Here is a 24,731-nt window from a genome sequence, read left to right on the forward strand (position 1 = left end):
GTAATCTTATTATTTGTTTGATGATTTCAAATATTTTATCATAATGATAGTAATTGAATTTTTAAAATACTGATTTTTAGAGGAAAGAAGAGTGATAGCATATGGGGATGTCGGCAGCATTGCTTGAAGAGTTAAAAAAAATTCTCCCTGGAGATCAGGTAAGCATAAATCCAACGGTTTTGGATCAGCACAGCAAGGATGAATCCTATCATACGCCGCATTTTCCGGATGTAGTAGTGTTTCCGAAAAATGAAGAAGATGTAAGTCGCATCATGAAGTTTGCTTCAGAACGGGAGATTCCTGTGACACCATTTGGGGTTGGATCTAGTCTCGAGGGTCATGTTATTCCATATCACGGCGGTATTTCGCTCGATTTCCAACTTATGAATCAAATTCTTGAGGTCCGTCCCGAGGATTTTCTTGTTCGAATCCAGCCTGGAGTGACAAGAACTCAATTGAACAAGGAACTGAAAAAGTATGGCTTGTTTTTTCCAGTTGACCCGGGAGCGGATGCCACAATTGGCGGAATGGCGGCAACGAATGCAAGTGGAACGACTTCTGTGCGTTATGGGGTAATGCGTGATCAGGTTCGGGATTTGAAAGTGGTGCTTGCAGATGGGAGTATCATTCATACCGGCAGTATGACGGTTAAATCTTCTTCAGGTTATTCGCTTTCAGGCTTGTTTGTCGGGTCAGAAGGAACCCTTGGTGCTTTTGTAGAGTTAACACTAAGAGTATATGGAATACCTGAAGCAATAACCGCAGCTAGGGCTGTATTTCCTAGTATTGAAACTGCCGTTAGTGCTGTAGCTGACATTATGTCTGCAGGAATTCAGATGGCTAGGATTGAACTAGTAGATGCAAGGTCGGTTCAACAAGTGAATCTATACAACAACACAGACTTCCCCGTGAAGCCAACCTTATTTATGGAATTCCATGGAAGTGAAGCTGGAATGCGGTATGATGTTGAGTTTGCGGAAAAATTGGCCTTCGATAATCAATGTGAAGAGTTTTTATTTGAGACTGATTCAAAGGCGCGAAATCGGCTATGGGAGGTTCGCCATAATTTAGCCTACGCCTTTGTCCATAAATCTCCTGGTAAAAAAATGATGGTCACGGATGTTGTAGTTCCCATGTCTGAATTGGGCGGGGCTGTCCATGATGCGAGAAAGGCAATTGACGAAATTGGTTTGGATGGCGCCGTTTTGGGTCATGTCGGCGATGGAAACTATCATACGATTGTGATGATAGATCCCAATAATAAAGAAGAATTGGAAAAAGCCAAAAAGTTAAATGCTCATCTTGTACATTATGCTCACAGTCGCGGCGGTTCCTGTACCGGGGAACACGGGGTAGGAGTAGGAAAAGCTATTTATCAACAAAAAGAACACGGTGAGGCATTAAATGTGATGAAATTGATAAAAAACGTATTGGATCCAAAAGGGATTTTGAATCCTGGAAAGATTTTTATGGATTAATGAAAAATGGGATATTATTATATTGGTTCTCATGCGCTGCACATATTACTACTGGATTGCTAGTCTATTTCACCATACATTTTATTCATGTATTTGGTAATGAAAAACAGATTCAAATTTTTATCAAACCAGCTTTGTGAAAGTGGATAAATTTTGGGGATGAATCGCATACTCGATTTATCCTTTTTATGCTGTGCGTCGGACCTAGATTATAACGCGATATAAGGCGGGAGCAGTTTAATCCCGCCATTACTTATACTATCATCCCTTGGCTTTTTAAAATACCGATAAGTGTTTCTTTAGATTGATAGCCAATTATTCTTTCTACAAACTGGTTTTCTTGAAAAAGCAATAATGTCGGCAAGCCCAGTACTTGAAACTTACTGATAAAATCCTCATTCTCATCAGCATTTACCTTTATCATTTTTAATCCAAACTCCTCATGAATTTCATCTAATATGGGAGCTAACATTTTGCATGCTGGACACCACGGAGCCCAACAATCTACAAGCACGGGGGTATTCGTTTGGATTTCTTTCATAATTTCTTGTCCATTTGCATTTATTATCAAGCTACTCACCTTTTTCTATTTGATTTTGATTGTAGTATATGATGAAATTTAATATAAGTAAAATTAATGTTTCTAATTAGTTGGATAAGTTTTTACTAATGTAATGACGAGGTGCTTTATGACTTTATTTCAATTAGAGGTTTTTATAAAAGTGGTGGAAACAGGGAGTTTTACCAAAGCCGGGGAGCAAATCGGTCTTTCCCAATCTGCCGTCAGCCAAGCGGTTGCTGCTTTAGAATCAGAGCTCAATATTAAATTGCTGATTCGAAACAGAAATGGTGTAAGCTTAACCAAAATAGGGGAACGAATTACCGGTCTTATTCGAGAATTGTTGATGATTAAAACAAAAATAGTGAATGAAGCGGCGGGAATCACGGAAATAGAAACAGGAACGATAAAAATCGGCAGCATTTCAAACATGTCTGCCAAATTATTGCCGGGAATGATCAGCTCCTTTAAGAGAAGATTCCCTGGTGTGGAGGTTATTCTATATGAAGGGAGTTATGAAGAAGTTAGAAATTGGATCAAATTATCGATTATTGATATTGGGGTCGTAACAGAAGAAAAGCATGAATTTGAATTTATTCCCTTGCTTCAGGATAAAATGGTCGTCTTTGTACCAGAAAATCATCGCTTAAGTAATCAACCATCTATACATGTAAAAGATATCGCTAACGAGCCATTTATCATGCCAAAGGAATGTCAGAGTATACTTCATAAAATTTTTAAGGAACAGGAAGTGTCTCCAACGATTCCATTTGAAGTCCGCGATATATCGACTATCATCGCTATGGTTCAAGAAGGGGTCGGCAATACGATACTACCGGAGATGGCTGTTCCCCCCAGTTTGACTAATGTCAATATCTCTTACTTAAATCCGCAAGTGTATCAGAATTTAGGACTTGAAGTAAAATCATCAGACTATATGAGTCCTGCCGTAACCGCTTTTATTCATGAGACACAAGAATATACAATGAATTTATCGTTAAAATTGTTTAATAGCTATCAATCGATGGTGGTAAAGAAAGGAAAAAAATGAATATTGCCATTACTAAAAAACATGTTATAATAAAGGTAATTTCTTGAAGGAGGCATCAAAAATAGACGATATGATTCTATAACCTTTTACGCTAAGCAATTTTATAGCAAAAAAGGACTCTGCCTGTGCGTGGTCAGAGTGATGGGATTAGTATGTCTATTTTTATATGTCAATTCGGATTATAAGAAGTAAAATTCCTAATGGTATTTTATTTGTGTTTGTATATTGATCCATCTATTTTAGCACAGGCAGTCGTCTGTGCTTTTTTGTTTTATTTTTTTAGGTGGAGGGATCAATATGCATGTATTAAAAACAGATAATCTAAGTGTGGAATTGAACGGAATTACCATTATTCAAGGTGTGAACCTCGACATTCAACGGGGAGATCATGTTGCTTTAATAGGAAACAATGGGGTTGGAAAAACAACATTGTTAAAAGTATTATGCGGGCAGATTTCGCAGACAGGCGGAAAGTTAGAGTTTGGTCTGGGTCGCGATGAAATTGGCTGGATGATGGATGAACAGGTGAACGCTGATCTCACAACGATTAAATACATCTACATGGGAAATGAACAGTGTTATGAATTAAAAAATAGATTGGAGCAAATGCAGGAGCTTTGGAACGAGGATACTGGTTTTGTTGAGGATTACAACGATACCTTACAGCAATATATGGATCTCCAAGGCTACGAATGGGAAGCGAAGATTGAGCGTGTTGCCAAAGAGCTCGGGATTAACCAAGAATGGTGGAATATTTCTTTTTCCGAGTTAAGCGGAGGGCAAAAAACTCGTGTGAAGCTGGCAAGGCTGCTCATTAAAGATCCGCAGATGCTCGTTTTGGATGAACCAACGAATCATATGGATATCGAATCGGTAGAGTGGTTGGTTAGCTGGCTGCGGCAATATAAAGGGACCGTGCTTTTCACTTCGCATGAACGTGATTTTATCGATAAAGTTGCTTCTATTACCTATGCATTAACGGATAAAGGCACTAAGCGGTACACTGGAGGATATTCTTTTTATAAAGAGGTGCATGACCAGGAACAGCATGCAGCAGAGGAATTATATAAAAAATACAATCAGGAACGAAAAAAGCTACTAGAAGTTATTCAAACGTATAAACAGTGGTATCAGAAGGCGTCGAATTCAGCGAGCGAACGAAATCCGTTTGCTAAAAAGCAAGCGGGCAGGCATGCGAAACAAGTGAAGGTGAAGGAGAAGGCATTAGAACGATTGGAAAACAAGAAAATCGAAAGGCCCAAAGAGAATAAGGGGATTGAAGCCATTTTCGATGCGGAGGCTTTTGAAGGAAAACGGATGATAGGAATGAAAAATGTATCTTTTTCGTACAATCCGGACTTTCCTTTTATTCAAAATCTGGAGATGGAGATTTCTCGTGGAGATCGTCTGGCGGTTATAGGGAAAAATGGCTCTGGTAAAACAACTTTATTAAAGCTTTTAACAGGCACTATTTTACCAGTGGAAGGTGAGGTTCGACGGAATCCACAGCTGAAAATCGGATATTTTATGCAGGAACTGGATCAATTAAATATGGAAAATACGATTCTTGATGAGCTGCTTGAGCTAGACCATTTAACTCAGGAAGAGGCAAGGACGATTTTGGCGTGTTTCTTATTCCGCCGTGAGGATGTTTTTAAAAAAATTAAGGACTTGAGTATGGGAGAAAAATGCCGCGTTGCGTTTGTAAAGCTCTACTTTTCCGATGCGAATCTGCTTGTGTTGGATGAGCCGACGAACTATTTGGATATCAGTACACGCGAACAAATAGAAGAGGCTTTAGCGGTGTATCCCGGTTCCGTCGTAATTGTATCGCATGATCCTTATTTGCTCAGAAAGGTTGCGAATCGGGTTATGGAAATAGAGGCGGGCAACATCTCTCATTACAAAGGCAGCTATGTGGATTGGGAGGAAAGCCATCAACTGACTCCTGAAAACCAAGGAATAGAGAATGAAATATCCCTGCTAGAAATGGAGCTTGTTGAATTATATGGTCAAGAAGAGGTGAACTTAGATAAAATAAAAGAGATAAAGAGGAAACTAGAGGAACGGAAAAATACAATAGTGGGTAAAACAAATAAAAAATGATGGAAAGCCCGAGTCAGTTGTCCTTTAGGGAATTCAAATGGTTAAAGGAAAGGAAACAGCAGGTCGAGATGGTCCTTATAGGGGTTCAAGGTCAACGGGAAGAAAAATTGTGATCTAGTTGTCCTTTATGGGTGTTCAAAAGACCGAGGGGAAGGGAAAATTGTGATCTAGTTGTCCTTTATGGGTGTTCAAAAGACCAAGAGGAAGGTAAAATCAGGTCGAGATGGTCTTTATAGGGATTCAAAAGACCGAGGGGAAGGGAAAATTGTGATCTAGTTGTCCTTTATGGGTGTTCAAAAGACCAAGAGGAAGGAAAAATCAGGTCGAGATGGTCTTTATTGGGATTCAAAAGACCAAGGGGAAGGAAAAAGTAGGTCGAGAAGGTCTTTATGGGGTTTCAAAAGACCAAGAGGAAGGTAAAATCAGGTCGAGATGGTCTTTATAGGGATTCAAAAGACCAAGGGGAAGGAAAAAGTAGATCGAAAAGGTCTTTATGGGGTTTCAAAAGACCAATAGGAAAGAAAAATTAGTTCTAGTTTCTAACTAACTAGAGGAATCCAGCAGGTTAAGCAACTATGAATAAATCGGGAAAAAAGAAGAAGTGTGTTTAAGCATTTGTTTGATTAAACAAGAGCAAGCCGAATGAGAAGAGGATTTTCATGGGAAAAGATAAACTATATGAGTCGGATTTATATGAGCCGATCAGGAAGCTTTTTGTTCGGGAAGGATATGAGGTGAACGGCGAGGTAAAGGACTGTGATTTAACAGCTGTTAAAGGAGAAGAGCTTATCATCGTTGAAATGAAAAAGAATTTGACGGTGGAGCTTTTGATACAAGCTGCGAAAAGACAGCGTTTAACAGATCTTGTCTATATTGCCATCCCGAAGCCGAAGTATAAAATGTACTCCAAAAAATGGCATGATATGTGTCATTTGATTAAAAGACTGGAGCTAGGATTAATCATAGTATCTTTTTTGAAAAGTGGGGCAAAGGCAGAAATCATTCTTTCACCTGCTCCTTTTGATCGGAAGAGAAGCATGCAGATGAATAAGAAAAAAAGGCTGAATCTGCTGAAGGAAATAGAAGGACGGAGTGCGGATTATAATATCGGGGGCAGCAACAAAACAAAAATCATGACCGCATATAAGGAAAATTGCATACAGATTGCCTGTTATATGGAGCGAGAAGGACCGCTATCTCCAAAAAATCTCCGTAAAATGGGCACAGGCGACAAAACCTTATCCATCCTGACCCAAAATTATTACGGGTGGTTCGAAAAAGTTAGCAGAGGAATTTACACGCTCACGGAAAAAGGAAATACAGAAATAAAAGAATACCCGGAGCTGGTCAAATATTATTTAGACCTATTGTCAGGCACCACTCATAATCAAAACGATGAAGGACAAAATGGATGAACTAGAATCATAAAATGTCCTTCATGAAGGTAATGAAGGACAAAATGGTTGAACCAGAATTGGAAAGTGTCCTTCATGAAGGTAATGAAGACCAAACTAGATGGACCAAAATCGAAAAGTGTCCTTCATGAAGGTAATGAAGTTCAAACCGGGTGTGCCAGAAACCAAAAGTGTCCTTCATGAAGGTAATGAAGGCCAAACTAGGTGTACCAAAATCGGAAAGTGTCCTTCATGAAGGCAATGAAGTCCAAACCGGGTGTGCCAGAAACCAAAAGTGTCCTTCATGAAGGTAATGAAGTCCAAACTAGATGGACCAAAATCGAGAAGTGTCCTTCATGAAGGTAATGAAGTTCAAACTAGATGGACCAAAATCGAAAAGTGTCCTTCATGAAGGTAATGAAGTTCAAACCGGGTGTGCCAGAAACCAAAAGTGTCCTTCATGAAGGTAATGAAGTCCAAACTAGGTGTACCAGAATCGGAAAGCGTCCTTCATGAAGGTAATGAAGTCCAAACTAGGTGTACCAAAATCGGAAAGTGTCCTTCATCGCAATAATGAAGTCCAAACTAGGTGTACCAAAATCGGAAAGTGTCCTTCATCAAAGCAATGAAGGCCAAACTAGGTGTACCAGAATCGAAAAGCGTCCTTCATGAAGGCAATGAAGTCCAAACCGGGTGTGCCAGAAACCAAAAGTGTCCTTCATCAAAACAATAAAGGACCACTATTGTTGAAATAGAACCCCTACAACATTTGCTTAACCAAATAAAGAAGTATTCTAATCCACTTTAAGGAACTAGAATACTTCTTTTTCTATAAAGGCTTCAATTAAAATCCTTCCATTTTCCTAACCTTTAACGAGGTTTCAATAATCATATCCAAGAGTTCGCTGTAGGAGATGCCAACCGCTTGGGCGCTCTTTGGGAGTAGGCTATTTTTTGTCATGCCTGGCAATGTATTAACCTCCATGACATATGGGATTCCATCCTTGACCATCATGTCAATTCTTGCGTAAACACTGCATTTAAGTGCTTTGTAGCAGGCCAATGCAGCAGCGGCAACGCGTTCATTTAATTCTGGAGGCAGTTCCACCACCTCTTCGATGGTAGCAACATCGTCGTATTTTGCATTATAGTCAAAAAACTCAGCAGCATGTCGAATCGAAATAATAGGTAAAAGCTTACCGTCAAAAATCGCGCAGGTAATCTCCTCACCTTTTATATACTTTTCAATTAGGACTTCTGTATCCCATTCGAACACTTCAGCAACAGCGGAAAGTAAGGAATCCTGATCATACACGAGTTTTACTCCCACACTTGAACCGCCGGAATTAGGTTTTACCACAACAGGGTAACCCATTTTGTCTATTTCATCCATATGAAGCTCTTCCAGATTTGAAAGGCAAATCCAATCTGCTGTTGGAATACCCTCATAACGGATAATTTTTTTCGAGATATTTTTATCCATACAAATACTGCTGGATAACATGCCGCTTCCGGTATATGGGATGCCAAGGGTTTCAAGCGTACCTTGGATGGTTCCGTCTTCTCCGTATTTTCCGTGAAGGGCTAGAAGTGCGATATCAAGATTTTTCGCTTTTTCGACCAAATCTTCCTTATTATTAAGTTCAACAGGTATAACCTCATATTTACTTTTATCCAAATGTGCAATCATTTCTCCCCCGGTCATAAGGGATACTTGCTTTTCGGAGGATACACCTCCCATGATAACGCCAACTTTCATTTTATGAACCTCCAAATTCTCGTTTTAATATATCACCAATTATTTTTATGCCGCGCACAATTTCTTCTTCTTTTAATCTTGAAAATCCCAAACGGAAGGTATTACTTCCTCCTCCATTTGTATAAAAAATATCTCCGGGTGAAAAGACGACTCCCATTTGATAGCATTTTTTTAATAACTCTCGCACATTTATATGTTTTTCTAATTCTATAAAAAGATGAAGGCCGCCATCACCAGTTATTCTTTTAAAAGGCAGGTATTGTTCACAAGCATGAACCGCTAATTCATATTTCTTCTTATAAACAGTTCTGGCCCTTTTTAAATATTTTTCAAAATGTCCGTCATGCAGATATTGATACAAAACAGCCTGATCTAGCGTAGAAGTGTGAATAGTTCGTGCCCGCTTCATGCTCTCTAGATAATAGATCAGTTCTTTGTCTGCCAAAATCCAGCCGACACGCAAACCTGGAAAAAGAATTTTGGAGAAGCTGCTTAAATAGATGACATTATTGCCATTCCCGGCAAAGGCTGCAAAAGGGGCTAAGTGGGAACCTGAATAGCGCAATTCCTCGTTAAACCCATCCTCCAAAATTGGAATTTGATATTTCGACATCAGTCTCATCATTTCCATTCTTTTTTCAGAGGAGGTGACAATCCCGGTTGGATTATGATAGGACGGAATTAAATAGGAAAAATCAAAATTGGATTCAGACAAGGATTTTTCTAGTTGCGGAATGTTTATTCCATCATCCTCCATTTCAATTCCATGGATTTCAAACCCATGCAAACGGAAAAGCTTAAGGGCAGAATGATGAGTAGGATTCTCGCAAAGGATCCGACCTGATTTTTTGGCAAGTGAGGATAATAAAATATCCAGCCCCTCCGTAAAACCATTGGTAATCAGAATATCCTTGTTTGAAATATCCACGCCTTTGATTTCCATATACTGTAAAAGGTAATCGATTAGGGGCTTGAAGCCTTTTGCATATCCATAGTTAAGGACGATGTCTCCTTCAATCGACATTCTCGTCAGAAAAGCTCTTTTAAAGTTTTCGACATCAAAAAGCTTTTCATCGGGTGCAATGCTATTGAATGCAATCATTCCTTTGTTCCAGCGAACACCGTGCTTCATCAGGTCCATTTCCTCAGCAAGCAAGGTGACCTCGCTAACTTTTTCTTCCCAATTAAGTTGAATGGAAGGAGCTTTTGAAGTCTCAACACGCCCAACAAAATTTCCTTTTCCTTTTATCGCGTAAATGAGCCCTTCCTGTTCCAAATCTGCATAAGCAGTGAGAACTGTATTCCGGCTGACGGATAATAAAGTACTTAGTTCACGGGTGGAAGGCAACTTCTGATGCTCAAGCAGATGCCCATTTGTAATCATTTTCTTCAAATATTCTTTTAGCTGAATATAAACAGGACGACCGTCCACAGGCTTAAAATCGTTAAACAACGCCTTCAACCCCTTGCTATCATTTTTACATAACCTTAATGGTTTCAAAAGGTCCACCACCTATGTATTTTCCCGAACCAGTGGTTTTGTCTTTTCTTCATGGACACTTTTGATTTTGGGATACTTTTATTGTACTAACTTTGGGGATAACATAAAAGAAAAGAAAGCCTGACAGCGTGGATGCGGGCTTTCTATAATCATTCTTTGATATTAATTTATACTCTTACGTTTTCCTTATAGTAACTTTTCCTTCCTGGTTTTTCTCATTGTTCCATTCAACCTGAATTTCAAAAGTTCCTTCTTCAAAAAACAATGGGAATCTTCTTATAGAAGTCTGCATAGGAAGATTTGGGACTTCTTTTATTGGACCCAAACAGGTTTTCCTTCGGGTGCATCTTCTAACAACGTTCCGGTAAAGCAATTCGTAATATAGTTAAAAATCATATATCGATCATTTTTTTCAGGATTAACGTATTCATAAAGTCCTTTATAAATTAGGTTGCTTACCTCTAGCCCAGTTTCTTCCTTCACTTCTCTTATTGCGGCTTCTGTAAAGCTTTCAGGAAACTTTACTTTTCCGCCAGGGGGAATGTATCCTTTAAAATTATCATGTTGTCTATTCAATAGCAGTACGGAATCTCCATCTTGTACCATGCAAACCGTCCAAAACTTGTAATTTATTCCTTCCTTCATTTACTTTACCTCTCTAATTTTTGCAAGAATAATTACATTTTAACGTAAAAATTTACAAATTGTACTAAAAGTCAAAAAAAGTAGTCGAGTTTAAGCACTCGACTACTTTTGTATATACTAGAGCTTTTCAATTAAGTTGTGTCCGCCACTCAAGGACAAAACGTCCAAATGTCCACGAGTGGTGCCTGACACCCTATGCTGCGCCTTTTCCTTTACCGGGAGCCATCAGCCGTTCTTTACCCATTAATAGAATAGCGACAAACCCCAGGCCAATCGGAATTAGTGCCCAACCGAAAGTGGTAGAGACGGAGTGGGCCATTGCACCGGTGATTTTATGAAGGATTTCCGGTGGAATTTTTGCTCTTGCATCCGTAGATAGCAAAGCACGTGAATCCATATGTCCAGCAAATCCTTTCATTTGACCAAATGCATCCTGCAATTTGCTGTTTAAAAGATGATTTTGAATCGTCCCAAATATTGTAACACCAAGAGTCATGCCAAGCGTTCTAAAAAAGTTATTCGTTGATGTTGCAATGCCGCGTCTTTGCGGTTCAATATTATGCTGTGTAGCCATGCTCAATAAAGAGAAATTAAATCCCATTCCAAGACCAGTAAGAACCATGAAAATGGTCAGAAGATATCGTGGTGTATTCACATCGATTGTACTCAAGAGGAACATCCCTGCAAAAAATAAAACAACGGAAACAAGCATAATGCCACGATAACTAAAGCGCCTCACGGATTGTCCTCCCGCTTGGCTTCCTATAACAGATCCAATCATCATTGGAATCAAAATAACTCCTGAGTTCGTAGCGGAACCGCCATAAACCGACTGAACAAATATCGGAATCATTACCGTTGTAATGATAAAAGCGGCACCATAGAAAAACGCGGCCCCTTGTGTTGCAGCAAATAATTGGCTTTTAAAGAGGCTAAAAGAAATGATTGGCTCCGCCACTTTTCTCTCCACAATAAGAAAAATGACAAATAGGACAGCAAAAATGACAAATAGAGAAATTATCATAGTAGAGCCCCATGCATATTGATTTCCGCCAAGCTCAAGCGCAAACATTAAGCTGACAACGGCACCAATAAGCGTAATCGCTCCGATCCAATCGATTTTAAGCTTCTTAAGATTGAGATTTTCTTTATAAAATTGAATAATAAAAAATAACGAAATGACACCTAAAGGCAAGTTGATATAAAAGATCCAGCGCCAATCAATTTGATCTGTAATATACGCGCCTAGTAATGGACCTACAACACTGGACAGACCAAACACAGCTCCGAATAAACCAGTCATTTTTCCGCGCTTTTCAGGTGGAAAGATATCAAAAATAATGGTAAATGCGATTGGCATTAAAGAACCTCCGCCAATCCCTTGAATGGCACGGTAAATACTTAGCTGAGTAATGCTTTGCGCTGTTCCGCAAAGTGCAGAACCTACTAGAAAAATAATAAGTCCGAAAATGAAAAATCGCTTTCTGCCATACATATCGGATAATTTACCGAAAATCGGCATACTCGCCATGGTTGCCACTAAATAAGCGGAAGTAACCCAGATAAACTTATCGAGTCCGCCAAGCTCTCCAACAATGGTTGGCATGGAAGCTGCCACAATCGTATTGTCCATTGCTCCCATTAATATTCCTAAAAGCAGGCCTGCTACCACAAAGCCTATTTTGCTTTCATTTGAAACCATAGAAATCCCCCTTTTTATGCTATAAACTTTTATAAGTTTTTAGCACTTAAATTATTTCACCAGTTTGGTCTTGGTCTAGCTACAGCGCCTATCGGCTAGCGGATTTCTACGTCTTCTCCCTACGATAAGTCAACATCGGCTCGTGAACTACCTCACCGTGTTTCCTTTATCTCAGTCGAAGACTACGAAATCCGTACGCAGATGGGCAAGGCGCTTTCACTTTTCTTATTCATCGTTTGTTAATTTTCTTGTCTCTTGCGGATATATCTCATTGAACTGAACTAAAATATCTAGTATTAGTTTTAATTCTTCTTCATTGTATTTCTTAAATAATTCGGAAAGAGAATTGGATAACGGTTTGAATAATTCGCGAATTTCGGAAGCACGGTGTGTTAGTGGGTGAATAATCACACGTCTTCGATCATTGGGATCTTCCCTGCGCTCCACAAGATCTACTTTCTCCAAACGATCTATCACTCCTGTAATCGCTCCTGTAGTCAAATTTGTTAATTTAGCAAGCTTTCCAGCGGAAATAGGCCCTGTATAATTAAGAAGGTCTCTGCATTTCAAATCTGTGGCATTTAGATGAAGCTTAGCAGCAATCCCTTCAATAAAGAACAGATTTACCGTACTAAATTTTCTCAATTCCTGAATCAGGGAAGGGATAAATTCCTCCTTAAGTAATGATTCCTCTGTCACATAAATCCCATCTTTCGATTTAAGATAAAACAACTTTGAAAAGATTTAGTTACTAATTATCTTAGTTACTAAGACAATTATGGGGAGGAGTCGATTTATTGTCAAACATTTTTTATCCCAAATACTTTATAAATGGATGAAATAGAAGGAAATTCCTTTATTTTAAAGAATCCTTATATAATAAAAATAAAAAAGGCAGGTTACTTATTATGCTAATAAGGAAGCTCCAAGCTTCAGATTATAAAAATGTTATTTCCGTTATTGATGAATGGTGGGGCGGCAGACAAATGTCTGATATGCTTCCTAAATTATTTTTTGTGCATTTTCAGTCTACTAGTTTTATAGCGGAGGAAGATGGAAATATCATTGGATTTCTAGTAGGTTTCCTTTCCCAAACACATGGAAATGAAGCTTATATTCATTTCATAGGAGTTCATCCGAACTACAGAAAAGCAGGGGTTGCGAGGAAATTGTACGAGGTATTTTTTGAAACGGTAAAACAAAAGGGGTGTGATACAGTGCGCTGTGTAACTTCTCCTATCAATAAAACCTCTATCGATTTTCATACGCGCTTGGGTTTTGAAGTAGAGGAGGGTGATTCAATAATAGAGGGGGTTTCCATTCATTCTGACTATGATGGACGTGGAGGAAGCAGGGTTTTATTTATTAAGCGATTAACTTAAAGGAAAATGAAAGCTATGTAAAAGACTAATTTTTTGATTAGTCTTTTTTACGGAAATGGAGTAATTTTTCATGGCAGTGGTGTAGGATAGACATTATTTATGAAAAGTTGCCGTCTAAGCCAAATTACCACCATTTCACACAATAATTTGTTTTTCTAGATATTGTTTTGCATTAGGACCACAATTAAATAATAAATCTACTATAGATAAATTATGGATGAACGTTCCCCACCGTTGGGGATAGACAGGATGGTTAAAATGCTGATAAACCACTTTTATATGATTGTCTTCAAAAGCCTCCTCGTTCATGTATGATTTTGCACCTGAACCTGATAAATAAATTTCAGCACCTAGAGATTTACAGATACTAATAATTTTTGTATTCTTCTCCCCGTATACTCCACTCATTTCGGATGAGCGTATCATTGGTGTCTTTATATCTAAGTGCTCCCGGATTAATTCGATTAGCGCTAAGTTGAAATCTATTAATTTATTGCCGGAGTGTTGGTATATATCAATGAAAGAAGGAGAAAGACTTTCCCAATAATCTGCTTTTTGATAGCAACCTTGCAGAGTGTAAATATGTCTATGTTTCCAATCTAATTGATTATTCATCTCAATATCTTTTATTTGCGCTTTTTTATTTAATATAGGAATAGCTAACGAAATCATTCCATTCGAGCCCTTTATTACATTTCTTCTTTCTTCTTTATTGGAACACAATACATCATCTAAAATGACAAAGATATCACTGGAGAGCATTTTATGAAAAAAGCCAAACCAGGGGATATAATTTGGCTGATGAATTCCTACAATCATGGATGAATAACACTTCCTTTACTAAAAACAACGGAGATCAAGCTTTGCTTAATAAGCGTACCATCTTAATATTCATGTTGTGTCCGCTTCGAAAACCGATAAAATGCCCTTTTATTTGCTGCCCGATCAACATCAAATCTCCTACTAGATCCAACACTTTATGTCTTGCAATTTCATTGCTCCACCGCAAAGTTGCATTACCGCTGGGGACGGATAAACAATTGTCGATATTTTTGCCGAAATATTGAAGCATAAGGTCATAATCCTCATCCAAAATAAAAGACCGTGCTATTGCCAACTCTGAAATAAAGTTTTCATCATTGATGGTGGAAAAATGAGCAACTTGAGTTGGGATTTGTTCCTCCGGATATTGGAGAAAATAGGTGATGGAAAAATGGTCTGATGGAAGTCCAAGAAGGAAGGAGTCATATCGTTTGCCGTTCATTGTTTCGAAATCGTCCAGCACCCAAAGTGGTTCTTTCACCACTTTATATTGTAAAGGAACAGATTGAGCAATGGGAGCAGCTTTTAGAAGGGCAACTATAAATTCCCAGCTGCTAAATGTTGATACTACTGGTATATATGGGCTATTTAAGTGAATACGTATATTCGTAATTCCTAATCCAGAAATTGCTGCTAAAATATGCTCTGTATGTTCGATACGTATTCCATTCTTTTCTAAAGACGACCATCGTTTATTCATTACCGCATATTCAAAGCGACATTCTATTTCAGGTTTATCTGGTAAATCATCGCGAATAAAAACGATTCCTGTGTCGGGTTCGGCTGCTTCGAACACCACTTTTGCTGGAAACTTTCCGTTAACTGCCATACCCGAAACTTCCGAATTAAATGTAATCGTTTTTTGCACTTATATCACCTTCAATAAAGTAAAGTCTTTTTATAGGTTTTTAAAGAGCAAGGGGGAAACTTCTATCATTCTTTTAAAATTAGGCACTTTTTGATGATATATTTTGGCATACTTCCTTCATAAGTTCTGCTTTATTTATACATCAATATGGTGAAATCGTTAGGTTTGTAGGAATGATATACATTAATTCGGTTAGTGAGTTTAAAACACATATCGAGAATTTCTACTGGATCAAAATGTGTTTCCGTTGTTCCTATATATTCGCTGGGCATTTTAGTGGTTAGTAAATTAAAGGCAATCCCTTTATTGCATAATGTAAACATTTTTTCTACGCTTTCTTCTAGAAACTTTTTCATGTCCTCATTCGGAACGGTAACACTAAAAGTTCCGGAAGCGACTAGATAATCGTATTGTTGGTCCGTTTCGAGCTCAAAAAGAGATTTGTTCATGAAATGACCATCAGGGTGCTTTTTCTTAGCAAATTCGATAAAATCCCTTTGAATGTCTAATCCTGAGTATCGAATATTATCGTAATTTTTTTCTAAAATAAAATCATATAAGTGCCCTAATCCACAGCCAACATCGAGTAAAGTAATTTCCTTCGTTTGGTCCTCCTCAAACAATTTACATAAATATTGAAATCTAATGTTTTGGCTTTCTGTACTTCCCCATTGAACGTCCTTATAAGAGTCCGTAATCTTATTTGTTTCAAAAAATTTTATAGTGAAAGCTTTGAATTTATCATGAGTACCTTTATCCATGATATGTCCTCCTTTAAAATTCTAATTATGTGGATGAAGCTATATAGAATAACGATTACATCTATTAGTAAATGTTGATATCTGATTTTTCGACATAGACAAACAAGCAAAAAATATTGGATAAAATGGCGGAATAGAGCGTGTGTATAAAAACAAGGCTTATCTTCTTGATCTTTCTTGTATTTGTCTGGTTACCGATCATATCAGATAATAATCTAAATAAAAAAGGATTATTGCCCTTTTCTAAAGAATGTTTTTATAGATTGTGAAGATTATGTTTTTATGAAAGGTGGATGATGATGAATCGAGTACAAAAAGCATATGATGAGCTTTCCTACGACTATGAGCATCGTGTGGATAAGCATGCATTGTACAATATTGACTATGAGCGGCCAGCGATGATGAACCTTCTGCCACAAGACCTTAAGGGGAAAATGATTCTCGATGCCGGTTGTGCAGCCGGGTGGTATACGGAGCAATTTATTAAACTAGGTGCAAGCGTTACCGCAATCGATCTCAGCCCGGAAATGGTCGCAGCCACCAAAAGGAGAGTTGGAGATCAAGCGGAAGTTCTCTGTCTGGATCTTGCAGATAAGCTTCCTTTTAAAGACAATACATTTGATTTTATCGTCAGCTCGCTTGTTCTTCATTATGTGAAGGATTGGGGACCGACATTTCAAGAATTTAAAAGGATATTAAAACCGGATGGAATCCTGCTATTTTCAGTCCACCACCCATTTATGGATATCAATATGTCGCAAAACCAAGACTATTTTTCTACCGAATTCATTGTCGATCAGTGGAAAAGACAAGGGAAGTTCATTGAGGTGACTTTCTATCGCCGTCCCCTGCACCTTATATTAAATGAAACACTTGCCCATTTTTCACTGGAGAAATTGATAGAGCCCCAACCAACAAAGGAGTTCGAAAAGAAGAATCCCGAAACGTATGAAAAGCTCATGAAAAATCCACACTTCATGATCATAAAAGCACGTGTGTTAGGTACCGGATTAGAGTAATGATAATCTGGTGTTTAACACCACTCGTGGACACAGAAGGACTAAATTTATCATGCAAAGGGAGTAAAAAAATGATTCAGACTGAAAATGATATTCTGCAGCTTGTAAGAGAAGATAAATGGATGATGGATATTCTGCGGACTGCTAAAACACTGAATCTGCCAGATTGGTGGGTGTGTGCAGGCTTTGTTCGTTCGAAAATTTGGGATACCCTCCATGGATTCGAGGAAAGAACACCAATTCCGGATGTTGATGTCATCTATTTCGATGAAAAAAACACGGACGAATCCGAGGAAAAGGGATTAGAAGAAAGTTTGAGACATTTACATCCTAATGTTCCATGGTCTGTAAAAAATGAAGCGAGAATGCATGTGAAGAATAATATCCCGCCGTATTCCTCCTCCGTTGACGCAATATCGAAATTTCCCGAAACGGCAACGGCATTGGGGCTAAAATTAGATGAAGAGGATCAGCTTATTTTAACTGCTCCTTGTGGACTGGAGGATGTGCTTCATTTACAAGTGAAACCTTCACCATTTTTTACGGTAACAAAGGAACGTGCATGGATATACGAGGAACGGATTAAGAAGAAGAACTGGAAGTCCATTTGGAATAAAATAAACATAACGTATATTACAAAATAAATGAGGTCAGAACGATGAATTTTTCTATGATATTTGATATGGATGGAACTCTCTTTCAAACGGATAAGATTTTAGAAATAAGTCTGGAAGAAACATTCCAAGAGCTGCGGCAAAAGGGTCTATGGGAAAAGGAAACTCCAATTGAAAAATACCGTCAGATTATGGGTGTCCCATTGTCCGTAGTCTGGGAAACCCTTTTACCAACCCATCCATCTGAAATTCGCACAATGGCAAATGAGTTTTTTCACGATCAATTAATCTATAACATACAAAACGGCAACGGCGATTTGTATCCCCGTGTGGAGGAGTTATTTACCTATTTAAAAAATAGAAATATCCCTACTTTTATCGCCAGCAATGGGTTGCCAAATTATTTGGAATCCATTGTTAAATACTATCACCTGGATAACTGGGTTCAAGAAGTTTTCAGTATTCAACAAATTAAATCGAAGGATAAATCAGATCTTGTTCAGATGATTTTGGAAAAATACAAGATTCAAAGAGGAGCCGTCGTGGGAGATCGGTTATCGGATATAAAAGCAGCAAAATCCAATGGTCTATATGCTATTGGCTGCCGGTTTGATTTTGCCCAGGAGGATGAGCTTGCCCATGCTGATTTCATCATTGATGATTTAATGGAAATAAGCGAGATAATAAAAGAAGAAGAGGGGATAACACGATGAGACAAATCATCGGACTAGGCGGTGGCGGGTTTTCAATGGAACCGGAAAATCCGTTACTAGACTTATATGTTTTACAACAATCGAGAAAAGCCACTCCTTCTATCTGCTTTTTGCCGACAGCGAGTGGAGATGCAGAAAACTATATTAATAGGTTTTATGATGCTTTTAATCAGCATAATTGCAAGCCTTCCCATCTATCGCTATTCAAGCCGCCAACAAGAGATTTGGAGGATTTTATATTGTCTAAGGATATTATTTATGTAGGCGGCGGGAATACAAAGAACTTGTTGATTCTTTGGCAAGAATGGGGCTTAAATCAAATGTTAAAAAAGGCGTGGGATCAAGGGGTTGTACTTGCAGGAATTAGTGCAGGGTCTATCTGCTGGTTTGAAGAAGGAGTAACGGATTCCTATGGCGATGAGCTTGAACCTATTGAAGCGCTTGGATTCCTGAAAGGAAGTCATTGCCCTCATTACGATGCAGAACTGGAAAGAAGACCGGCTTATCATAGACTTATAGAAACAACTCAAATTAAACCGGGGATAGCGGCGGACGATGGAGTAGCGATTCATTTTGTCGAACAGGATATTGCTAAAATTGTCAGTTCAAGACCGAACGCAAAAGCATATCAAGTATTGCTTGAAAACACAGTGGTGGAAAGAGAATTACAAACAGAATTTTTAGGGTCTTAAGCGGAAACAATATTTTAAAAGCGAGGTGATGAGATGCCTGCAATGTTAACGTTTGGCGAAAAAGAAGAATCGATTGAGTATCAACCAAGAGTAGGGTGCTACGGAATTATTTTTAACGAGGATAGAACAAAGGTAGGTGTTGTGAATATTCATGACCGCTATTTTCTTCCTGGGGGAGGAAAGGAAGGCAATGAAAGTGATGTGGATTGCCTTAAAAGAGAGGTATTAGAAGAAATGGGATGTGATGTTCAAGTTAATGAATTCATCGGAAAAGCACAGAGATATTTTTATTCTCAACACTACAATGACTATTACTTAAGCATCGGACATTTCTATACATGCCAATTAGGTGAAAAAATAATGGAACCAATTGAAGAAGATCATGTTTATGAAATGGTAGAAATAGAAGTGGCAATAGAAAGGCTTATTCATGAACATCAAAGCTGGGCGATTCAGCATGCATTAGGGTTGTGCTGAATGATATGAATACAAAATGAACCACAATAAGAGCATTGGGAGGAGGATATAATATGATTCCACAACGTGTTAGCTTAATTACAATTGGTGCTATTGATTTGCCGAATTTGCGTGCTTTTTATAAGAGCTTGGGCTGGGAAGAAACCAGTGTAAGTTCGGATGATTATGCTGTATTTAAAACAGCAGGGGTTTTACTTTCGTTATTCCCAATCGAGGAGCTGGCGAAAGATGCAGGTGTCAATATTTCAGCATCACAGGCATACTCTCGGGCTGCTCTTGCTATTAATGTAGATAAGCCCGATCAAGTTGATGAGGTAATAAGTAATATTAGACAATCCAATGGGGAAATTCTAAGAGAACCAAGTGATGCCTTCTGGGGAGGCAGGACTGCTTATTTTGCCGATCCCGAAAATAATCTTTGGGAGGTTGCTTGGAATCCAACCGCTGTTTTTGACGAAAGAGGAGCAATGATTGATTTTTAATTTAAGGGGGAAAAAACATTGAGCCAAGAAGTATTAATCAGAAAAGCCACCCATCAAGACATTCCTGAACTCTACCAATTAATGATCGAATATATTGTAGATTTCTATAAACAGCCGAGACCAGATGAAGGCGAACTTAAAGGTTTAATAGAGCATTTGTTAAAAAATCCTGCCAGCGGGCAGCAATTTGTTGCAGAGCTGGATGGCGGGTTAGTCGGATTTGCCACTTTGTATTTTACATTTAGTACATTAAGGGTAAAGAGGCAAGCAGTATTAAACGATTTGTTTGTAAACACGGATATCAGAGGGAAAAAGGTGGGGGAAAAGTTATTTCAACATTGCCTTGATTACATACGTGAAAATGGCTTTTGCTCTATGACTTGGGAGACGGCAAAGGATAATGTGGCAGCGCAGTCGCTATATAATAAGATGGGCGGGGAAATCTCTCCGTGGTTGTTTTATGAAATAAGTTAAGGATCCATATATGGCCCTTCCTCTGCAAAAATTACATGATTAATAGAAAACGTAAGGGCCATTATTCTTAATAGTTTTCCTGAATTTCTAATAATTCATCTATCGTCAAAAGTGCAAAAAAATATTTTTTCCGTTCCTGTAACTCCGAAATATATGGTTTAATATTCAATGTTTTTTTAATCAAATGACTAGTTTTCAACTAACACAAAGACAAATCAATTTTTGCTAAAGAACGTCACTGTTAAAAACCTCACTTATTTTTAAATAAGATGTCTTGTTCTTAAACGAGCAACAAGACAAAGTAAAATAAGCGGAGATACTTCCGTTAAATGAAGAATGGAGCTCTTTTTGGGGTAAATAAGGGGAGATTTTCCGATTATGCAAAGCAAAATCTCCTAATTATACATTTTTCGAGACAATAAGCGGAATCTCTCCGTCTATTTATGCCTTTTATAATAATAATTACGAATTAAGCGGAATTTTTCCGTCTATTTATTAGATCATGTACTTGACCTGCCCCTAACAGAAACCCTCATTTCACTAGATACATCTAATAAATTGATTACACAGTTTGCAATGCTTTTAAGACATATTTTATAGTGTGACCAATGGCTATTGCCCACTTGTTAAATCCAGTGCTAAATCTGATGCTATTTTCAATATTAAAACTTAGTAAAAAAAGCAAGCAGATTTATATGCTAATTTGCTTGCTATTACCTCTGAACCGAACTACTTAGCAAAATCCCCTGCTTTTTTAATGATTAATCCTTCACTAAACCGCCACGCAATGTATTTATACCATGCTCTAAATACCCTTTTAAACAGGTAAGCATGTAAACCCAGCCCTCTTTATTGTCGATCATTTTATAAAGTAGCTCAGGATCATCGCTCTTAAAACCATCCTCGTTCACTTCAATAATAGTAGTAGAGCTATCTAGCTCTTTGAGCGAAATCGTAACCACATTTTCGGCTCCTGGTGCACCCCATAAGAAAACAATTTTTTTATCTGGATCTACCTCTGCAATTTTTATTTCCAATTGTGCATCGTACTCATCGTATGTAAGCGTGATGGCTTTTCCCTGTTCCCATCTTTCGGAGCTGGATGACCACCAGAAATTTTTGATTTTCGAAGGATCTGCGAAAGCCTCGAATACATCATGTGCAGGTTTTAAAATTTTCATTTTGGTAAGATTGTTCATTTTTCATCATCCTTCTTATCTTTTTGTAATCCCTTTGTTAATACAGTTCAAACATCTTTCTCTTCATATTCGATTTGGTGTTTGGTGTCATGAAGCGGGCTATCTCTTTTAATCTCTATCTTTTTCCCGACAGTTATATCATCGTAAGGGGTATACTGGTTGGAAGGTGCTGATTTTCTTTTGAAAAATCGAAAGCAAACAACCCCAATTACCACAATAATGATTAGTATAAAAAAATATCCCAAATCCGAACCTCCCCTTATAGGATTTTATTATTTTATTCTGTAAAACTCACTATATTCCTGCTCTCTTGGTATGGAATATTTTTTAAACATTATTTATTGTGCTTTAGGACTAATTACTCTCTACATATTTTGACCACAATCATCCATTTCAACTCCTTCTAAGAACATAATCATAGAATAATAAAAAAACGCTTAAAATCTAGTGAAGTAAATCCTCCTTTTCTCTTATTTTTGTTAAAACACAGACAAAATAAAAGCCAAAAGGAACAGGACTATTTTCGCAAAATTCTTATTATTTTCTTAACTTTAACAAAACATTATATTCATATATTTCTCCTAACATTTTATTTGTAAGACAAAAATAAATGAAGGGGAGAGTTGGAATGAAAAGAAAAACTGCAATTACTGCTGCTGTTGCTGCTCTTATGATTACAACTGGTTCTACTTATGCTGCAATGAACTTGAACAGAACAGCCGGACCCGTGGGTGAGAATACTGGTTTTACTCCGTATAATACCGCCCTGACACCCGCCGGCCAGCAAATTACATTAGGAAATTTTCCAATGGGTGGAGCTTTAAGCCCAGATGGAAGGTATTTAGTTATTTCAAATGATGGTCAAGGAACACAATCTCTTCAGGTAATCGATACCAATACGAATAAAGTGGTTCAGACAATCGAATATAAATCTCCGGAGGCTTTATATTTGGGGGTTGCATTTAGTCCTGATGGGAAAACATTGTATGCGTCAGCCGGAGGAAATAATAAGATCCGTCAATTTACTTTTACGGATGGGCAATTATCCGAAAAACCAGCCATCCTGTTAAAAGACAGTAAAAATAGCAATTTCTATCCTGCTGGACTTTCCGTATCACCGGATGGTGCATATCTGTATGTAGCGAATAATTTAGACCATTCCGTTTCCAAAATTGATCTTGGAACTCAAAAAATTGTTCAAACGGTTTCCATTGGAAAGAACCCATATACTGCTTTTCTATCAAAGGATGGAAAGTCATTGTACGTCAGCAATTGGGGGGAAAGCAGTGTTACACTCCTGAATCCTGAAACAATGGAAGTAAAGAAAACAATTCCGACTGAGCTGCATCCGAATGCCATTGCGGAAAATCCGGTAACAGGGGATATTTACATTTCTAATTCAGATGATGATTCCATCTCTATCATTGATTCAAAATCGCTACAAGTTGTACAGACCCTTTCCGTTAAGCCATTTAATCAATCTCCTACTGGAAGTCAGCCAGATGCCTTAACGGTTTCAAAAGACGGAAAAACCTTATATGTCGCCAATGCAGGCAACAATGATGTAGTTATGATTGATCTGTTTTCGAAAAAAGCAAAAATAAAAGGACTTATTCCAACCGCATGGTATCCTACAGGCGTTTACCTGAACAAGGATAAAGTAATGGTTACGAATGCAAAAGGATTAGGGGCAGGACCAAATGATCAAGGTCAGTATATCGGCAGTATGATCGAAGGGACACTGTCTGTTTTCGACTCACCAAATGAGCATGAGTTAAATCAATATACAAAACAGGTATATAGTAACTTAACGGATAAAGGAGAAGGGAAAAGAACAGGTAATAATCCCATTCCGATGAACCCAGAAGGAAAATCACCAATTAAACACGTGATATATATCATCAAAGAGAATCGTACATATGACCAGGTGTTTGGTGATTTAGGAAAGGGAAATGGGGATCCTAGCTTAACTAGTTTCGGTGAAAAAATTACTCCAAATCTTCATAAGCTCGCAAATCAATTTGTGACGTTCGACAATTTTTATGCAGATGCCGAGATCAGTGCTCAAGGTCATAACTGGGCTACAGCTGCAAAAGCAAATGATTATACAGAAAAGAACTGGATGGCGAACTACTCCAGCCGAAAACGGGCATATGATTTTGAAGGGGACAATGAAGCTGCTTATCCGAAAGCTGGGTTCCTATGGAATAATGCACAGCGTTCAGGTGTATCGTTCCGCGATTATGGTGAATTCATTAACTTCGACAAGGCAAAAAATCAATGGGTGGCAACAGATCCTAGTATTGGTGACAACTTTGATCCAGCCTTTCCCGGATATAATCTAGATATCTCCGATTTGGATCGACAAGCAGAGTGGAAAAGGGAATTCAACGAATTTGTGAAAAATGATAACCTGCCACAGCTGCAGATTGTTCGACTAGGCAATGACCATACACAGGGAACGAAAGTCGGGAAATTAACACCGGAAGCGATGGTTGCCCAAAATGACGCTGCTGTCGGAAAGCTTGTGGATGCGGTCAGTCACTCGAAATATTGGAAAGACACAGCTATTTTCATTACCGAGGACGACGCACAAAACGGCTGGGATCATGTTGACGCTCACCGTACGGAAGCGTTGGTCATTAGCCCTTATACGCAAACAGGTAAATTAGATAGTACATTCTATGATACAACTTCGATGATTCGTACGATGGAATTAATCCTTGGAATGAAGCCGATGTCCCAATACGATGCATCAAGTATTCCAATGTACAATGCCTTTACACATAAGCCTGATTTTACTGCTTATCAATATGAAGAACCGCGTACTTCATTGGAGGAAAAGAACGGAAGCAACACACCGGGAGCACAAATTTCCGCCAAACTGGATTTCTCCGGAGCAGACCACGCCAATGAGGATCAGTTAAACCAAGTATTGTGGGAAAAGACAATGAAAGGCAAACCGTATCCGAAAAACAAACATAAATAATCTAGTAGGGAGCCTCCTGTCTCGGGGGCTCTATCCGTACATAG

Annotated in this window: 23 protein-coding genes and 1 pseudogene; 13 read left to right on the forward strand and 11 right to left on the reverse strand. The window is 38.3% G+C overall.

Annotated elements, in window-relative coordinates; all coding sequences use genetic code 11:
• Positions 1–101 precede the first annotated feature (101 nt).
• Positions 102–1,478 (forward strand): FAD-binding oxidoreductase, encoded by a 1,377-nt coding sequence (locus tag NSQ59_RS03645; protein ID WP_340829322.1) that lies wholly within the window; start codon positions 102–104, stop codon positions 1,476–1,478.
• 253 nt (positions 1,479–1,731) lie between these two features.
• On the opposite strand, the gene NSQ59_RS03650 is transcribed toward NSQ59_RS03645, so the two are convergent.
• A complete protein-coding gene (locus NSQ59_RS03650; protein WP_340829326.1) occupies positions 1,732–2,049 on the reverse strand; it encodes a thioredoxin family protein in 318 nt (105 codons plus the stop codon).
• A 118-nt stretch (positions 2,050–2,167) separates the two neighbouring features.
• Between NSQ59_RS03650 and NSQ59_RS03655 the strand changes: the two genes are divergently transcribed.
• From NSQ59_RS03655 to NSQ59_RS03665, 3 genes are all read left to right on the forward strand, one after another.
• Positions 2,168–3,088 (forward strand): LysR family transcriptional regulator, encoded by a 921-nt coding sequence (locus tag NSQ59_RS03655; protein ID WP_340829328.1) that lies wholly within the window; start codon positions 2,168–2,170, stop codon positions 3,086–3,088.
• A gap of 297 nt (positions 3,089–3,385) precedes the next feature.
• Positions 3,386–5,194, forward strand: coding sequence for a ribosomal protection-like ABC-F family protein (gene abc-f / locus NSQ59_RS03660; RefSeq protein ID WP_340829331.1), 1,809 nt, complete (start codon positions 3,386–3,388; stop codon positions 5,192–5,194).
• Between the two features lie 659 nt (positions 5,195–5,853).
• Entirely contained in the window at positions 5,854–6,609 is a 756-nt protein-coding gene (locus NSQ59_RS03665) for a DUF2161 domain-containing phosphodiesterase (RefSeq protein ID WP_055738309.1), read from the forward strand.
• 823 nt (positions 6,610–7,432) lie between these two features.
• Here the strand turns inward: NSQ59_RS03665 and NSQ59_RS03670 are convergent.
• The 5 genes and pseudogenes from NSQ59_RS03670 to NSQ59_RS03690 form a co-directional block, all read right to left on the reverse strand.
• Positions 7,433–8,347 carry a D-alanine--D-alanine ligase gene (locus tag NSQ59_RS03670; protein ID WP_340829336.1) on the reverse strand — a complete coding sequence of 305 codons (915 nt, stop codon included), beginning with the start codon at positions 8,345–8,347 and terminating at the stop codon, positions 7,433–7,435.
• A gap of 1 nt (position 8,348) precedes the next feature.
• The gene (pdxR, locus tag NSQ59_RS03675; protein WP_126649311.1) at positions 8,349–9,800 is read right to left on the reverse strand and encodes a MocR-like pyridoxine biosynthesis transcription factor PdxR; all 1,452 of its coding nucleotides are present in this window, start codon (positions 9,798–9,800) and stop codon (positions 8,349–8,351) included.
• 223 nt (positions 9,801–10,023) lie between these two features.
• Positions 10,024–10,493, reverse strand: a pseudogene (locus NSQ59_RS03680) (8-oxo-dGTP diphosphatase).
• Between the two features lie 193 nt (positions 10,494–10,686).
• Positions 10,687–12,195, reverse strand: a complete 1,509-nt coding sequence (locus tag NSQ59_RS03685) for an MDR family MFS transporter (protein WP_340829337.1) — start codon at positions 12,193–12,195, stop codon at positions 10,687–10,689.
• A gap of 225 nt (positions 12,196–12,420) precedes the next feature.
• Positions 12,421–12,894: a MarR family transcriptional regulator gene (locus NSQ59_RS03690; RefSeq protein ID WP_055738313.1), complete on the reverse strand. Its 474-nt coding sequence runs from the start codon at positions 12,892–12,894 to the stop codon at positions 12,421–12,423.
• A gap of 209 nt (positions 12,895–13,103) precedes the next feature.
• Between NSQ59_RS03690 and NSQ59_RS03695 the strand changes: the two genes are divergently transcribed.
• Positions 13,104–13,577: a GNAT family N-acetyltransferase gene (locus NSQ59_RS03695; RefSeq protein ID WP_055738314.1), complete on the forward strand. Its 474-nt coding sequence runs from the start codon at positions 13,104–13,106 to the stop codon at positions 13,575–13,577.
• Positions 13,578–13,712: 135 nt separating this feature from the next.
• On the opposite strand, the gene NSQ59_RS03700 is transcribed toward NSQ59_RS03695, so the two are convergent.
• The 3 genes from NSQ59_RS03700 to NSQ59_RS03710 all read right to left on the reverse strand — a co-directional run bounded on the left by NSQ59_RS03700 (position 13,713) and on the right by NSQ59_RS03710 (position 16,028).
• Entirely contained in the window at positions 13,713–14,396 is a 684-nt protein-coding gene (locus NSQ59_RS03700; RefSeq protein ID WP_055738315.1) for a WbqC family protein, read from the reverse strand.
• Positions 14,397–14,433: 37 nt separating this feature from the next.
• Positions 14,434–15,267 carry a UDP-3-O-acyl-N-acetylglucosamine deacetylase gene (locus NSQ59_RS03705; protein ID WP_055738316.1) on the reverse strand — a complete coding sequence of 278 codons (834 nt, stop codon included), beginning with the start codon at positions 15,265–15,267 and terminating at the stop codon, positions 14,434–14,436.
• Between the two features lie 131 nt (positions 15,268–15,398).
• Positions 15,399–16,028 (reverse strand): class I SAM-dependent methyltransferase, encoded by a 630-nt coding sequence (locus NSQ59_RS03710; protein ID WP_340829344.1) that lies wholly within the window; start codon positions 16,026–16,028, stop codon positions 15,399–15,401.
• 299 nt (positions 16,029–16,327) lie between these two features.
• Between NSQ59_RS03710 and NSQ59_RS03715 the strand changes: the two genes are divergently transcribed.
• From NSQ59_RS03715 to NSQ59_RS03745, 7 genes are all read left to right on the forward strand, one after another.
• The gene (locus NSQ59_RS03715; RefSeq protein ID WP_340829346.1) at positions 16,328–17,047 is read left to right on the forward strand and encodes a class I SAM-dependent methyltransferase; all 720 of its coding nucleotides are present in this window, start codon (positions 16,328–16,330) and stop codon (positions 17,045–17,047) included.
• Positions 17,048–17,118: 71 nt separating this feature from the next.
• A complete protein-coding gene (locus NSQ59_RS03720) occupies positions 17,119–17,691 on the forward strand; it encodes a nucleotidyltransferase family protein (RefSeq protein ID WP_340829347.1) in 573 nt (190 codons plus the stop codon).
• Positions 17,692–17,705: 14 nt separating this feature from the next.
• Positions 17,706–18,374 (forward strand): HAD hydrolase-like protein, encoded by a 669-nt coding sequence (locus NSQ59_RS03725; RefSeq protein WP_340829350.1) that lies wholly within the window; start codon positions 17,706–17,708, stop codon positions 18,372–18,374.
• A complete protein-coding gene (locus NSQ59_RS03730) occupies positions 18,371–19,066 on the forward strand; it encodes a Type 1 glutamine amidotransferase-like domain-containing protein (protein WP_126649309.1) in 696 nt (231 codons plus the stop codon). The genes NSQ59_RS03725 and NSQ59_RS03730 overlap by 4 nt, the downstream gene beginning before the upstream one ends.
• 33 nt (positions 19,067–19,099) lie before the next feature.
• Positions 19,100–19,543, forward strand: a complete 444-nt coding sequence (locus NSQ59_RS03735; protein ID WP_321198671.1) for an NUDIX hydrolase — start codon at positions 19,100–19,102, stop codon at positions 19,541–19,543.
• A gap of 53 nt (positions 19,544–19,596) precedes the next feature.
• Complete coding sequence (locus NSQ59_RS03740) at positions 19,597–20,025, forward strand: VOC family protein (protein ID WP_340829355.1); 429 nt, start codon at positions 19,597–19,599, stop codon at positions 20,023–20,025.
• Positions 20,026–20,043: 18 nt separating this feature from the next.
• Complete coding sequence (locus NSQ59_RS03745; RefSeq protein WP_340829357.1) at positions 20,044–20,499, forward strand: GNAT family N-acetyltransferase; 456 nt, start codon at positions 20,044–20,046, stop codon at positions 20,497–20,499.
• Positions 20,500–21,260: 761 nt separating this feature from the next.
• Here NSQ59_RS03745 and NSQ59_RS03750 read toward each other — a convergent pair.
• Positions 21,261–21,698 carry an SRPBCC family protein gene (locus NSQ59_RS03750; protein WP_055738325.1) on the reverse strand — a complete coding sequence of 146 codons (438 nt, stop codon included), beginning with the start codon at positions 21,696–21,698 and terminating at the stop codon, positions 21,261–21,263.
• Positions 21,699–21,745: 47 nt separating this feature from the next.
• Positions 21,746–21,943 carry a DUF3951 domain-containing protein gene (locus NSQ59_RS03755; RefSeq protein ID WP_055738326.1) on the reverse strand — a complete coding sequence of 66 codons (198 nt, stop codon included), beginning with the start codon at positions 21,941–21,943 and terminating at the stop codon, positions 21,746–21,748.
• 383 nt (positions 21,944–22,326) lie between these two features.
• Between NSQ59_RS03755 and NSQ59_RS03760 the strand changes: the two genes are divergently transcribed.
• Entirely contained in the window at positions 22,327–24,687 is a 2,361-nt protein-coding gene (locus NSQ59_RS03760; RefSeq protein WP_340829362.1) for a bifunctional YncE family protein/alkaline phosphatase family protein, read from the forward strand.
• Positions 24,688–24,731: the final 44 nt, after the last annotated feature.

This window comes from Margalitia sp. FSL K6-0131 (assembly GCF_038008735.1).
Classification (GTDB): Bacteria; Bacillota; Bacilli; order Bacillales; family Bacillaceae_C; genus Margalitia; species Margalitia shackletonii.

Excerpts from the sequence above, each read along its gene's own strand:
- NSQ59_RS03685 (WP_340829337.1), bottom strand. The coding sequence starts at position 12,195 with ATGGTTTCAAATGAAAGCAAAATAGGCTTTGTGGTAGCAGGCCTGCTT.
- NSQ59_RS03730 (WP_126649309.1), top strand. The coding sequence starts at position 18,371 with ATGAGACAAATCATCGGACTAGGCGGTGGCGGGTTTTCAATGGAACCG.
- NSQ59_RS03655 (WP_340829328.1), top strand. The coding sequence starts at position 2,168 with ATGACTTTATTTCAATTAGAGGTTTTTATAAAAGTGGTGGAAACAGGG.
- NSQ59_RS03715 (WP_340829346.1), top strand. The coding sequence starts at position 16,328 with ATGAATCGAGTACAAAAAGCATATGATGAGCTTTCCTACGACTATGAG.
- NSQ59_RS03740 (WP_340829355.1), top strand. The coding sequence starts at position 19,597 with ATGATTCCACAACGTGTTAGCTTAATTACAATTGGTGCTATTGATTTG.
- NSQ59_RS03700 (WP_055738315.1), bottom strand. The coding sequence starts at position 14,396 with ATGATTGTAGGAATTCATCAGCCAAATTATATCCCCTGGTTTGGCTTT.
- NSQ59_RS03665 (WP_055738309.1), top strand. The coding sequence starts at position 5,854 with ATGGGAAAAGATAAACTATATGAGTCGGATTTATATGAGCCGATCAGG.
- NSQ59_RS03695 (WP_055738314.1), top strand. The coding sequence starts at position 13,104 with ATGCTAATAAGGAAGCTCCAAGCTTCAGATTATAAAAATGTTATTTCC.
- abc-f (WP_340829331.1), top strand. The coding sequence starts at position 3,386 with ATGCATGTATTAAAAACAGATAATCTAAGTGTGGAATTGAACGGAATT.
- NSQ59_RS03645 (WP_340829322.1), top strand. The coding sequence starts at position 102 with ATGGGGATGTCGGCAGCATTGCTTGAAGAGTTAAAAAAAATTCTCCCT.
- NSQ59_RS03760 (WP_340829362.1), top strand. The coding sequence starts at position 22,327 with ATGAAAAGAAAAACTGCAATTACTGCTGCTGTTGCTGCTCTTATGATT.
- NSQ59_RS03735 (WP_321198671.1), top strand. The coding sequence starts at position 19,100 with ATGCCTGCAATGTTAACGTTTGGCGAAAAAGAAGAATCGATTGAGTAT.
- NSQ59_RS03720 (WP_340829347.1), top strand. The coding sequence starts at position 17,119 with ATGATTCAGACTGAAAATGATATTCTGCAGCTTGTAAGAGAAGATAAA.
- NSQ59_RS03710 (WP_340829344.1), bottom strand. The coding sequence starts at position 16,028 with ATGGATAAAGGTACTCATGATAAATTCAAAGCTTTCACTATAAAATTT.
- NSQ59_RS03725 (WP_340829350.1), top strand. The coding sequence starts at position 17,706 with ATGAATTTTTCTATGATATTTGATATGGATGGAACTCTCTTTCAAACG.
- NSQ59_RS03750 (WP_055738325.1), bottom strand. The coding sequence starts at position 21,698 with ATGAACAATCTTACCAAAATGAAAATTTTAAAACCTGCACATGATGTA.
- NSQ59_RS03670 (WP_340829336.1), bottom strand. The coding sequence starts at position 8,347 with ATGAAAGTTGGCGTTATCATGGGAGGTGTATCCTCCGAAAAGCAAGTA.